The following is a 13287-nucleotide window of genomic DNA, read 5'->3' on the forward strand; positions in this document are numbered from 1 at the left end:
TTAACGCGCCTCACTTTCTAAAAAGTCTTGAGCGAATCGCTGCAAAATACCACCTGCCGAATAGACCGAAACTTCTTCAGCAGTATCGAGACGGCATTTCACCGGCACCTGATCAACATCACCATTTTGACGATGAATCACTAAGGTCATGGTTGCACCTGGCTCAATAGTCCCCTCGACATCAAAAGTCTCGGTCCCATCAATCTGCAAGGTCTTACGCGTTGTACCGGCTTCAAACTCCAGCGGTAACGCTCCCATTCCCAATAAATTGGTGCGGTGGATACGCTCAAAGCCTTCAGCAACAATACATTCCACGCCAGCTAAGCGAACACCCTTAGCGGCCCAGTCACGAGACGATCCCTGACCATAGTCAGCACCAGCGATGATAATCAATGGCTGTTTACGTTCCATGTAGGTTTCAATCGCTTCCCACATGCGCATGACCTTGCCGTCTGGCTCTACTCGTGCGAGCGAACCTTGAATGACTTCGCCCTGCTCGTTCTTCACCATTTCGTTAAAGACTTTCGGGTTTGCCAAAGTCGCGCGTTGTGCGGTTAGATGATCGCCACGGTGTGTTGCGTAACTATTGAAGTCTTCTTCAGGTAATCCCATTTTGGCCAAATATTCACCGGCAGCACTATCAGCCAGAATGGCATTCGATGGTGATAAATGGTCCGTAGTGATGTTGTCACCAAGGACTGCCAGCGGCCGTAAGCCCTTCAATTGATTCGCCGCAACCATATCGCCTTCCCAATAAGGAGGACGACGGATGTAGGTACTCGTTTCGCGCCACTCGTAGAGTGGGTTGTTCTTTTCGCCATAGTCCACATTTAGAGTGAACATGGGGTCATACACTTCGCGATACTGCTCAGGCTTCACTGCTTGCTTCACAATCGCATCAATTTCTTCGTCACTTGGCCAAATATCTTTCAGCGTGACAGGGTTGCCATCATGGTCATAGCCCAGGATATCTTTCTCAATATCGAACCGAATGGTGCCCGCAATAGCGTATGCAACCACCAACGGTGGCGACGCTAGAAACGCTTGTTTCGCATACGGATGAATACGGCCATCAAAGTTTCGGTTGCCAGACAACACAGCAACTGAGAATAAATCGCGTTCGATGATTTCTTCCTGAATTTTTGGATCCAGTGCACCGCTCATGCCATTACAGGTAGTACACGCAAAACCCACGACACCGAACCCAAGGTCTTCGAGTTCAGGCAATAAATTGGCGTCTTCCAGATACATTTTGACCGTCTTCGAACCCGGTGCGAGTGACGTTTTCACCCACGGCTTACGAGTTAACCCCAAACGATTTGCATTGCGAGCAATCAGACCCGAAGCGATCATGTTGCGCGGATTACTGGTGTTGGTACAGCTTGTGATAGCGGCAATAATCACAGCACCATCAGGCATTTTGCCGTCTTCTGGCTGTTCCCAGGCTGCCGCAATACCGCGTGAGCCTAACTCGGACGTCGGCAACATTGCATGTGGATTCGACGGACCGGCCATGGTCATGGTCACTTTGGACAAATCAAAGCGTAAAATACGTTCATATTTCGCTTTCTTCATGCCATCAGCCCACAACCCCGTGTGCTTGGCGTAGGTCTCGACCAATGCCACTTGTTTGTCATCACGCCCGGTGAGCTTCAGATAATCAATCGTTTGATTATCGATATAGAACATCGCAGCGGTAGCACCGTATTCAGGCGTCATATTCGAAATCGTGGCACGGTCACCCACCGACAAAGCGTCTGCACCTTCACCAAAGAATTCCAGATAAGCACCAACCACTCGCTCTTTGCGCAAGAAATGAGTAATTGCCAACACTAAGTCAGTACCGGTAATGCCAGGCTGTAACTTACCGGTCAGTTCAACCCCGGTAATCTCTGGTAGCCGCATGTAGGATGCCCGACCCAACATAACACTTTCAGCTTCTAAACCGCCCACACCAACCGAAATAACACCTAAAGCATCAACCATCGGAGTGTGACTATCCGTGCCGACGCAGGTATCAGGGAACGCCACATTGTCGCGTACCTGCACCACTGGAGACATCTTCTCCAGATTAATTTGGTGCATGATGCCATTGCCTGGTGGAATCACATCGACGTTCTTAAATGCGGTTTTAGTCCAATTAATAAAGTGGAAACGATCATCGTTACGACGGTCTTCTATCGCACGGTTTTTCTCAAACGAATCTTTCTCGAAACCTGCATGTTCAACCGCCAACGAGTGATCGACAATCAACTGTGTCGGTACGACTGGATTGACTTTAGCTGGGTCACCGCCCTGTTCCGCAATGGCATCACGCAATCCGGCCAAATCAACCAACGCAGTTTGACCAAGAATGTCATGACAAACCACGCGAGCTGGATACCAAGGGAAATCCAAATCATTTTTGCGCTCAACAATCTGGCTCAAACAGGCTGTTAGATCATCAGGATTACACCTGCGTACCAGCTGTTCAGCCAGTACCTTCGATGTGTAGGGCAACTCATCATAAGCGCCCGGTTTTATGGCCTCTACCGCAGCTCTCGTATCATAATACTGGAGCGTTGTGCCCGGTAGCGGCTTGCGAAATTCACTATTCATATGCCACCTCCATCATGTTGCAAGTGAAGGCAAATCGCTTAACGATTTGCCACTGCAGGTACTTGGCGAGGTGCTGGCCCAATGTAATCAGCACTAGGGCGAATGATCCGGTTATTCGCGCGTTGCTCTTTGACATGCGCGGTCCAACCCGTCACTCGTGACATCACGAAAATTGGCGTAAATAATTTGGTCGGAATGCCCATGTAGTGATACGCCGAGGCATGGAAGAAGTCGGCATTTGGGAATAATTTCTTTTCCCGCCACATAACGTCTTCACAACGCACAGACACATCATACAAACGGCTATCACCAAACTCTTGTGCCAGTTTTTCAGACCAGCCTTTGATAATATCGTTACGTGGATCAAACTCACGATAAACGGCGTGACCAAAGCCCATGATCTTCTCTTTGCGCTCCAACATGCCCATCAACGTGCGCTCAGCTTCGTCTGCATCTTTCATGTCACGAATCAAATCCATAGCGGCTTCATTCGCACCACCGTGCAGAGGTCCGCGCAATGAACCAATAGCACCGGTTACACAAGAGAATAAATCCGACAATGTCGAAGCACACACGCGCGCAGTAAAGGTCGACGCATTAAACTCATGCTCTGCATACAAGATCAACGATGTATTCATGACATCGGTATGCAATTTTGACGGCTTCTTGTCATGCAGCAGATGCAGGAAATGTGCACCAATGGAGTCGTCATCGGTCTCTGTTTCAATGCGCACGTTATCGTGGGTAAAACGATACCAATACAACAAAATACTTGGGAATGCGGCCAACAGCCGTTCAATTTTGGCATCCGCTTGGCTGAAGTCTTCCTCTGGCTCAATATTGCCAAGGAATGAACAACCGGTTCGCATCACGTCCATTGGATGTGCATCAGCAGGAATACGCTCTAGCACGTCTTTTAGAGCCTGTGGCAGGCCACGTAACGTCTTCAGACGAGCTTTGTAAGCGTCTAGCTCGGCTTGCTTCGGTAGCTCACCGTTGGCTAACAGATAGGCGACCTCTTCAAAGCTCACCTTCTCGGCCAGTTCTTTGATGTCATAACCATAATAGGTTAAACCTGAACCACTCTTACCAACTGTGCATAATGCTGTTTCGCCAGCAACCTGTCCGCGCAACCCAGCGCCACTTAATTTCTTATCAACCATAATTCCCTCTCTAAAATCTGATAATAGTTAATGGTGAATAGTGAACTGAAAAAAATTGTCAGTCATATCCAACCAATCTATTCATGCTTTAATCTGTGTCTGTTCACTGTTACCTATTCACCGTTCACTTTTTGAACAGTGAGTCGAGTTTTTCTTCGAATGCGTGATAGTTCAGGAAGTCGTATAGCTCTGAGCGAGTCTGCATGCTATCGACCACTGCTTTCTGATCACCGTTCTCCAGAATGCTTTCGTACACGTTCAATGCTGCTTTGTTCATCGCGCGGAAGGCGCTCAATGGATACAGCACCATACCGACACCTACGTCAGCAAGTTCTGCTTTATTAAACAATGGCGTTTGACCGAATTCAGTAATGTTCGCCAACACGGGTACATTCAATGCTTTGGTGAATGCTTCGTATTGTTCGAGCGTGTGCACTGCTTCCGCGAAAATAGCGTCGGCGCCGGCATCCACACAGGCCTGCGCGCGCGCGATGGCCGCATCCAGACCTTGTTGCTGCAACGCATCGGTACGAGCCATGATAAAAAACTGCTCATCCGTACGGGCGTCGACAGCGGCTTTCACGCGATCCACCATTTCCTCTTGCGTCACGATCTCTTTGTTCGGACGGTGACCACAACGTTTCTGCGCAACTTGATCTTCAATATGGAAACCTGCAGCGCCTGCACGCGTCATTTCTTTGACAGTTCTCGCAATATTGAAGGCACCGCCCCAACCAGTGTCAGCGTCAACTAGCAGCGGCACTGATGTTGCGGCTGTGATTCTGCGGATATCCTCACACACATCATTTAATGACGTCATACCCAGATCAGGCAAGCCGAATGATGCGTTCGCAACCCCAGCACCCGATAAATACAAAGCTTGATGGCCAACACGTTCAGCCATCATGGCCGTGTAGGCATTAATGGTTCCAACAATTTGTAGCGGCTGATTCGCGGCAATAGCTTGTCGAAATCGTGCACCCGCACTCGTTACTTGCGTCATGTTACTTCCCTACTTGTTGCAGTTGTAGTTCGATATTTCGACGCGACGCACTTATATGACGACGCATCAGTAAATCGGCTAGTTCGCCATCGCGATTGGCAATGGCAGCTAAAATGGCTTTATGTTCGTCGAATGCCCGTGAAACGCGAGGACCATTCATGCCCAATTGGACGCGGTACATTCGGACTAAAAAATAGAGCTCATCACACAGCATATTGATGAGATAAGGATTGTTTGATCCTAAGATGACACGGTAATGAAAATCGAGATCACCCGCTTCTTGATAATAACTTTCACCTTCACGTACACGTTGCGACGTTAGATGTTGATCGAGTAACTGTTGCAGAGCGCGAATTTCTTGCTCTGGCATTTGCTCTGCGGCGAGCCGACAGGCTAAGCCCTCGAGTTCTTCACGGATTTGATACAACGCAATCAAACCGGCAGTCGACAAGTGTACCACACGCGCACCTGTGTTCGGTGTTCGCTCAACTAAATGACATCGTTCTAGACGTGCCAACGCCTCGCGCAATGGCGCGCGACTGACTTGAAAGCGTCGCGCGAGTTCGGGTTCACTCATTTTACTGCCTGCGGGAATCTCGCCCTCAACAATCGCCCGCTGCATTTCAACGAGTAGACGATCAGCGGCGGTAACCGGCTTGGTCAGTAACGGAGAGAGTTGGTTTGCAGTCGCTGTCATCAAAGTTCCTTGAGCGTCGTCACTACAATGCGTCGTAATGTCGACAAGATAAATCAAACGGAATAGACAAGAGCGCTAATTTTAGGAGGAAATCTTGGGATGATCAAGAGCGATCACCCCAAATTGTCGACAATATTTGACGGAATACCTTATCGCAGCACAAGCACTGGGCGTGTACTTGTTTGTAGCATCGCCGTGGTTGTACTGCCCACCAGGAATTGACGCAAACGGGAGTGACCATAGGCTCCCATCACCAAAACATCAATATCCTGCTCAGTTTGATAGCCGTGCAGCGTGGGCTCCACTTCACCCGCGCGCAAAGCGGTCACCACCTCATGTCCGTGACTGTTCAACAACTTCTCAGCCCACGTCAATTTCTCTCGATTGTCGACAGTATCAGCATCGACCATCACGACATGAACAGGCATACCTTTGAACAAAGGACTTTGCGCCACCATTTGCACGCCCTTCTGAGTCGTCGCACTGCCATCGTACGCAATCATTGCACTACGCGGTTTTTTATAGGCATCTGGAGTGAGCAACAGCGGTCGATGAGCAGTCCGAATGACCGTTTCGACATGACTACCAATCAGCTGTGGGTTGGTACTACTATCTTCCCCATGCAAGCCCAACACGACCAGTCGAGTATCACTCTCAAGATCTTGAAGCGATTCATTCAAGTCGCCATGACGTTGACGCATTTGTACGGTTGCAACACCGTCCTCCAGCGCTCGCGCTTTGGCGCTCTCGAGCATGCCATGACCTTGTTGGAGAGCAAGCTTGGCTCGCTGCTCATCCAAAGCCGCCAATTCATCCAATAACTGTTCACGGCTGCCTAAGCCAATATTACCGCTCAAATCAGTCGCGGCGGGATAACGCTTGTCATCCAACACGTGGAGAAGCAGTAATGGCGCATTAAGCTGCATGGCAGCCCAAGCCGAATAATCACAAACGGCAACGGTAGTGGCTGAACCATCAATACAAGCAATCACTTGACTCATGTTCTTTCTCCTTATTAGTGGCCGCTCATGATGCGGTCTGCCGCATCGGGCTTATCGTGAACACCAAAACGGTCGACAATAGTGGCACTCGCCTCATTTAGACCGCGCACTTCAACTTCAGCGCCTTCTCGACGGAACTTGATCACAACCTTATCAAGTGCGGCTACCGCAGTGATATCCCAAAAATGTGCACGAGTTAAATCAATCATGACCTTATCCACGGCCTCTTTAAAATCAAAGGCTTCGACAAATTTGTCGGCAGAACTAAAGAAAACCTGTCCGATAACATCGTATTGACGCTCGGTTCCATCGTCATTGATATGTGATGAGATATGCATGAAATGACCAATTTTATTGGCGAAGAACATAGCAGCGAGCAATACTCCAACGCCGACACCAAGTGCCAAATTGTGGGTGGCAACTACGACAACAACCGTACTCACCATCACGATGTTGGTCGATAACGGATGCTTCTTCAGATTGCGAATAGAATCCCAACTAAAGGTCCCAATCGAGACCATAATCATGACTGCAACGAGTGCTGCCATCGGAATTTGCTTCAACCAATCATCGACCACCAGAATAAGGATAATCAGGAATAAGCCGGCACAGAATGTTGATAGTCGTGTCCGGCCACCTGATTTCACATTAATCACCGATTGACCAATCATCGCACAACCTGCCATACCACCCAGCAAACCAGCGCCAATATTGGCGATACCTTGACCTTTACACTCTTGATTCTTGTCGCTTGTAGTATCCGTTAGATCGTCAACAATGGTTGCGGTCATCATGGATTCGAGTAAACCTACTGCCGCCAAAGCCGCAGAATACGGGAAGATGATCATCAAGGTGTCGAGCGTTAGTGGAACATCAGGCCATAAAAATATAGGTAGTGTGTCGGGTAGTTCACCCATGTCGCCGACAGTACGTATATCAATACCAAACCAGATGGCGACGATAGTTAACCCGACAATACAGATGAGCGGTGATGGTAATAGCTTGCCGATAAGGGGAATATACGGAAAGAGATAGATAATCCCGAGACCTGCCGCTGTCATGGCATAAACATGCCAAGTGACATTCGTGAGCTCTGGTAATTGAGCCATGAAGATCAAAATCGCTAAAGCATTGACGAAACCAGTAACCACTGAACGAGACACGAATCGCATCAAACTACCGAGTTTCAGGTAGCCCGCAAAAATTTGAAGAACACCCGTCAACAACGTTGCAGCAAGCAAGTATTCGAGACCATGTTCGCGCACCAAGGTCACCATGAGCAATGCCATAGCTCCTGTAGCGGCGGAAATCATGCCTGGTCGGCCCCCCACAAACGCAATAATCATTGCGATACAAAACGAGGCATAGAGCCCTACTTTCGGATCGACGCCTGCGATAATCGAAAATGCGATGGCCTCTGGAATGAGAGCCAGAGCAACAACCATTCCGGCGAGTAGATCGCCACGGATATTCGAAAACCATTGGTTTTGAATTGTTTTCAACATTGTCTAATCACTTCTACGAATGAATATAAAATTAAAGATAGTCAGTACTGGGCTTTCTTACACAACGGCGCACACAATCGCGCACAAGCAATCACACGTCGGGGCGACATGCTAATTAGATGGGGAACAACTAGGGTGGCGTGAGTTGAAACATTGCATCTCTCTACATAAGAAGGCGCGCATCCTACCGCAATCTGGCAGACGGTTCAAATCAAAGCGCACGGTATAAAAAGTATACGGCAGAAATTTTTTGGTTTACATTCAAAATCGCTAGTAACGTTTTATCAGTCTCACATCATGGAGATACGGATATCATGACTATTCAAGACCCTTGCCCATGCGGCAGTGAACTCGAATACGAGGACTGTTGTGGTAAATATCATAATGGTGCCGTAGCGCCAACTGTGGAAGCGCTCATGCGCTCCCGCTACAGCGCCTTCGCACTCGATGATGCGGACTATCTGTTTCAAACATGGCATCCCAAAATGCGTCGGCATGACTTTGAATTAGATGACAATCCGGAATGGGTGCAGTTACAGATCATCTCTGCACAAGAGCAAGATGACCATGGCACCGTTCATTTTCGGGCATTTTACCGCGAAGGTCGAGCCATCGACATGCTTGAGGAAGAATCTGAATTCGAGCGTATCGACGGCCGTTGGTACTATGTAGATGGCAAAATTCGCTAACTGTTCTCACTATTGCCTATCGGTTTCTTCGTAGCGCTTAAATCATGTTGCGTAAACACATCCGTCAAAATTTGCTGCTCAATGAAGCTGCGTTGCGTTTGTTTAGCCGGGAAGCGAACAATTAAATGCACCTCCCCAGCTGTCGGTACTTGTAAGGTCACGCGCGGATCGACAGATGGAATTTCAAAACCACTGTGATCACTCATTCGACGCATGTATTTACGCGCTTGCTCAAGATAAGGCGAACAATGCTTCTGTGCGGCCTCTAACAAAACTTGTTGCGCGAGTTGCCAATTTTCCTCTCGTTTAAACGGCACCGTAAATACATGCAACACATAATCATGGGTATAGCTCTCATTCACGACCGGTTCAGACACAAAGAGCGCGTTCGGCACGACAATCATTCTGCCGGTGCGTTGATGTGTGAGCTTACCCGGACCAACTTCTAGTATCGTTGTAGCTAATAAATTCTGGTCAATCACATCCCCACGAAAATCTTTGATTTGAATCCGATCACCAATGGTGAACGAGCGTGCCCCCGACTTAATAAGCGAACCGGTTAAACACAAGATCAGCTCTTTCGTTGCCACCACAAAAGCGACCGCAATCGCCACAATTGAGAGTGCCAAGGTTCGCAGTTCATGAGCCCAAATCATCACCAGCCCAAGAATCATAAGCAATAGCAAACCATTGCGAATTTGGGTCAACCAACGGCGCCGCATTTCGCTCGACTGCACACTACGCCGAATGAAACGCCACAGCATCGCACGTAAAATAATAACGACGAGAATGAGCACAGCTGAGCTGATCAGCATGCCAAGATAAGGCGCGGGAACGGTGATGTTCTGGAGTAATTTATTAAAAAAGTCTGCCATGACCTACTATCAAATCAGTTCGGTGAGAATAGTAGCAACTCTAGCACAGTGCCGCGATCGGAAAGAATAGCGACACTAGCATTTATTCACTTGCGGCGGCCAATTCACTTGGATTTGAGAATCGCCACCCATAAACTGAATCACGGCCATTTGCCTTAGCCTCATAAAGTGCATCATCCGCTTGCATCATTAACCCATCGAACTCATGACTGCAGTTGGAATCAGTAACACCGGCGCTAAAGGTAATACGAATACGTTTGCCACGATGAACGAATTCATGATTGGTCAGTTGATGCTGCAAACTTTCCAATTTTTCTTTCGCCTGAGCCATTGATGCATTGGGCAGTATCAATGCGAACTCTTCGCCACCGATCCGCGCAAAAATGTCGATATCTCGACATTGTTTCTGCATGAACTGACCGAACTCCGTTAATATCCAGTCACCGGTTTGATGACCATGCATATCGTTAATTTGTTTGAAATGGTCGAGGTCAATCATGGCTAACGCAAATGAACTTTGCCCTCGTTCAAAGCGGGAAATTTCGAGCTTTAACTCGGTGTCGAAATGACGTCGATTGAATAATCCTGTTAAGGGGTCGCGAATGGTTAAATCAGCCATCAGTCGGTCCGACTGCTCTTTTAATAGCAGAATGAAGCCAATCCCATTCAGCAACAACAACACATAATTCCATAAGAACATCAGTTCATTGGTGAGCACCGGCGTGACAAAATTATGCCCGTCAATAATCACGGCATACCAAGCTCGAATGGCAGAAATAACGAAGTTCATGAAATTCACGGCTATCAGAATAGCCACGTACGCCGACCGATGGGTTTGTACGGTACTCCAACGAAACAGCACATACGCGGCACCAGCTGACATGACACCAAAGGATACTGCCGCTGTGGCAGCCCAATATTGACCCTGCCAAGGGCCTTCGAAAAAACTACCCGCAAGAAACACTAAGGAAGCGACAGTACCCAAGTATAGCGGGATTAAATAGGGGCGTTGATGTTTGGTGTAGACCTGATATGCGGCAAACTCGAGGGCAAAGCCAAAAATTAAAAAGAGATTAAAACCAATTCGTATGGGCGTATTGTCGAGCGTAAAAGCAACTAACACACCAAATGCGCCGACCGCTTTCAACGACTGCGCTAAAGTCCAGACTCGCACAGCTCGTTTCGATGTCACCGGTGACTCATGCAACATCAATAAAATGGCAAGCATTAAGTAGCCAAGTATCAGCAACACTAACAAGGTCATAATATCTAAACGGAATTCAACCATAGTGATTCCCTACTTGGCTAACGCTATTGCTAATTCATCGATTAAAGTTGCACTATTGGGCGCATCATTCACTGCAATCGCAACCAATAAACCATTGTATACCGTACTCAGTATTTCTGCGCGAGCTCGAATTTGACGGGGGCTTAGAAATAGCTTCCGAGCATGGTAATAAATTTGCAGAAAATCAACGAGGGCCGCCTTGATTTGTTGTCGTTGCTGTTTAAATTGCTCCTGAAGTTCTAAATCAACCGACGCTTCACTGGCAATCGATAACATCATAATTCCCAGTTGCTGGGCATGAGCTTGCTGGATATCCCCAAAAAACAGACGAATAAGCTTTTTGAGGTCAGCTCGTACATCATTGGACCGGATTCTTGCCGTAACAGCTTCACTGTCGGCTTGCGCGAGCGCCGCCAAAATAGCCTCTTTACTGGGAAAGTAGTGATAAACCGCACCCGAACTCAGTTTAGCCTCGGCGAGTACATCGCGCATGGTTGCGTGATAATAACCTCTCTTTGAGAAACAGCGAGCTGCTGCATCAAGAATGTGCTGTTTTCGTTTGGTTAATTCTTCGGCGGCTAGTTTGGGCATGCGTTCACCTTGGTCAAAATATACTCAAGAGTAGAACGAATGTTCGATTTTTCAAGAAAAAAGCCCACAAAAATGTGGGCTTTTCAGGCAATCAGTATAAATTACTGGATTGACGGCGGTAAAATGACCGTATCAATCACGTGAATTACACCATTGCTTGCTTTGATGTCTGCTTTGATGACGTTAGCGCCACCGACGGTTACACCATCAGTTGCGTCTACGGCCACTTCTTCACCTTGCACTGTTGCTACTGATAATTCTTTACCAGCGATGTCTGAGCTCATGACTTTTGAACCCAACACATGGTAAGTTAAGACAGCTTGCAGCTGCGCTTTGTTCTCTGGCTTGAGCAGGTTTTCAACTGTTCCTTCTGGAAGCTTTGCAAACGCATCATTGGTTGGCGCGAATACGGTGAAAGGCCCTTCACCTTGTAAAGTTTCGACAAGGCCAGCTGCTTGCACTGCAGTAACCAAAGTTGAGAATTGTGCATCACCGCTAGCGATAGTTACAATGTCATCAGCTTTTTTACCGTGATTGTGAGCAAAGGCTGATGTAGCGATGAAACCCGCTAGCAACGCCGTAGCGACTACTTTAATTGAACGTAACATCGTAAATCTCCTCGTTGTGAAAAATAACTAAGCTATTTGCCTAGCTCGGTAAGGAATACGCCGAATCATCACAACAAGTTTAATTTGGTGTGCTAATTATTTGTAAAGATGCAACTAACATAGCAAATGTGATCATCAATAGAGTTGATACCGTATTGCTAATAGTGAATGAAAACAGGAGGTTTAGTATGAAAAAACTAATGGTAACAGCAAGTTTAAGCGCACTTTTAAGTATGGGTATTGCAACCGCGCACGCTGACACCTGGCGCATCAATGCGGACAGCTCGGTCTTAAATTTTGTTTCAGTGAAAAACGAAACTGTTGCAGAAACACATCGTTTTACTGATTTGAGTGGTGCCGTAACTGATGGCAAATTAGAAGTGTCCATTCCGGTGGCGTCAATTGATACGCAAATTCCAATTCGGAACGAACGCATGTTGAAGCATATCTTTAACAGTGAAGAGTATTCGACCATCACCGTCACCAGTGACCTCGATATGCCGTCAGTAGATGCAATCCCGGCAGGCTCTACCCTCCCTCTGACTGTTGACCTTGACGTGTTTTTGGCAGGAACTACCGGTAAGGTTGAAGCTAATCTTCAAGTCACTCGATTGGACGCCGATGAACTGCTTGTGACTACCACCTCACCCGTTTTGATTAGCGCGAATACATTCAAGTTCAGTGACGGTGTCGAGCAGTTACGAACCATTGCAGGACTAAATTCAATTGATTTGGTCGTGCCAGTCACCTTCTCGGTGCAATTGACACTTGATTAATCACAATGACCAATATTCGATTCGTGCAGAGAGATGATATCGAAGCCATTACGGCTATCGAATTAGAGCAATACGGAGCTGACGGTTACCCGTCAGCTTTTTTTTATCAAGCGTTGTCTCAGTGGCCGCGGTGGTTTTGGTGTGCAGAAGATAACAATCAAATCTTTGGCTATTTGCTCGCTGCACCGGGTGACAATGAATCAGAGTTGTGGTTGATGTCATTGTTGGTTGCACCATCTGCACGAGGGCTCAGTCTCGGTAAACATTTAGTTACATCTTTTCAGAGTCACTGTAGAGGCGTTCAATCCATTCATAAAGTGCATTTATCCGTTGCTCCCAATAATAAATCGGCACTACAACTCTATCTTAATCATGGCTTTCAATTAATCGCCGCTAAGTCCGACTATTTAGGACCCGGTGAAGATCGTTTGTTGCTCACGTGGACACTTCGATAATTTGCATTGACGCTGTTAGCCCTTTGATTCTATAGTCA

13 protein-coding genes are annotated in these 13287 nt (G+C 47.5%); 3 read left to right on the forward strand and 10 right to left on the reverse strand.

Going from position 1 to position 13287, the window contains the following annotated elements; genetic code table 11:
* From acnD to ACN0S4_RS05550, 6 genes are all read right to left on the reverse strand, one after another.
* On the reverse strand, positions 1-2598 hold the full coding sequence (acnD, locus tag ACN0S4_RS05525; RefSeq protein WP_417656713.1) for a Fe/S-dependent 2-methylisocitrate dehydratase AcnD: 2598 nt from the start codon (positions 2596-2598) through the stop codon (positions 1-3).
* A gap of 38 nt (positions 2599-2636) precedes the next feature.
* Entirely contained in the window at positions 2637-3761 is a 1125-nt protein-coding gene (gene prpC / locus ACN0S4_RS05530) for a bifunctional 2-methylcitrate synthase/citrate synthase (RefSeq protein ID WP_417656714.1), read from the reverse strand.
* Between the two features lie 124 nt (positions 3762-3885).
* Positions 3886-4764, reverse strand: a complete 879-nt coding sequence (prpB, locus tag ACN0S4_RS05535; RefSeq protein WP_417656715.1) for a methylisocitrate lyase — start codon at positions 4762-4764, stop codon at positions 3886-3888.
* A gap of 1 nt (position 4765) precedes the next feature.
* Positions 4766-5461 carry a GntR family transcriptional regulator gene (locus ACN0S4_RS05540; RefSeq protein WP_417656716.1) on the reverse strand — a complete coding sequence of 232 codons (696 nt, stop codon included), beginning with the start codon at positions 5459-5461 and terminating at the stop codon, positions 4766-4768.
* A gap of 149 nt (positions 5462-5610) precedes the next feature.
* Positions 5611-6462 carry a universal stress protein gene (locus tag ACN0S4_RS05545; RefSeq protein WP_417656717.1) on the reverse strand — a complete coding sequence of 284 codons (852 nt, stop codon included), beginning with the start codon at positions 6460-6462 and terminating at the stop codon, positions 5611-5613.
* 14 nt (positions 6463-6476) lie between these two features.
* A complete protein-coding gene (locus ACN0S4_RS05550; RefSeq protein ID WP_417656718.1) occupies positions 6477-7967 on the reverse strand; it encodes a SulP family inorganic anion transporter in 1491 nt (496 codons plus the stop codon).
* A 314-nt stretch (positions 7968-8281) separates the two neighbouring features.
* Between ACN0S4_RS05550 and ACN0S4_RS05555 the strand changes: the two genes are divergently transcribed.
* On the forward strand, positions 8282-8656 hold the full coding sequence (locus tag ACN0S4_RS05555; RefSeq protein ID WP_417656719.1) for a YchJ family protein: 375 nt from the start codon (positions 8282-8284) through the stop codon (positions 8654-8656).
* On the opposite strand, the gene ACN0S4_RS05560 is transcribed toward ACN0S4_RS05555, so the two are convergent.
* The 4 genes from ACN0S4_RS05560 to ACN0S4_RS05575 form a co-directional block, all read right to left on the reverse strand.
* Complete coding sequence (locus ACN0S4_RS05560; protein WP_417656720.1) at positions 8653-9531, reverse strand: mechanosensitive ion channel domain-containing protein; 879 nt, start codon at positions 9529-9531, stop codon at positions 8653-8655. The two genes, ACN0S4_RS05555 and ACN0S4_RS05560, sit on opposite strands and share 4 nt — an antisense overlap.
* Before the next feature lie 82 nt (positions 9532-9613).
* Complete coding sequence (locus tag ACN0S4_RS05565; protein ID WP_417656721.1) at positions 9614-10819, reverse strand: GGDEF domain-containing protein; 1206 nt, start codon at positions 10817-10819, stop codon at positions 9614-9616.
* Between the two features lie 9 nt (positions 10820-10828).
* Entirely contained in the window at positions 10829-11410 is a 582-nt protein-coding gene (locus ACN0S4_RS05570) for a TetR/AcrR family transcriptional regulator (RefSeq protein WP_417656722.1), read from the reverse strand.
* 101 nt (positions 11411-11511) lie between these two features.
* Complete coding sequence (locus tag ACN0S4_RS05575) at positions 11512-12018, reverse strand: fasciclin domain-containing protein (protein WP_417656723.1); 507 nt, start codon at positions 12016-12018, stop codon at positions 11512-11514.
* A 188-nt stretch (positions 12019-12206) separates the two neighbouring features.
* Between ACN0S4_RS05575 and ACN0S4_RS05580 the strand changes: the two genes are divergently transcribed.
* Both ACN0S4_RS05580 and ACN0S4_RS05585 read left to right on the forward strand, forming a co-directional pair.
* The gene (locus ACN0S4_RS05580) at positions 12207-12794 is read left to right on the forward strand and encodes a YceI family protein (RefSeq protein WP_417656724.1); all 588 of its coding nucleotides are present in this window, start codon (positions 12207-12209) and stop codon (positions 12792-12794) included.
* 5 nt (positions 12795-12799) lie between these two features.
* Entirely contained in the window at positions 12800-13249 is a 450-nt protein-coding gene (locus ACN0S4_RS05585) for a GNAT family N-acetyltransferase (protein WP_417656725.1), read from the forward strand.
* Positions 13250-13287: the final 38 nt, after the last annotated feature.

Origin of the sequence: Pseudidiomarina aestuarii (genome assembly GCF_048263735.1) — a bacterium.
Classification (GTDB): domain Bacteria; phylum Pseudomonadota; class Gammaproteobacteria; order Enterobacterales; family Alteromonadaceae; genus Pseudidiomarina; species Pseudidiomarina aestuarii_B.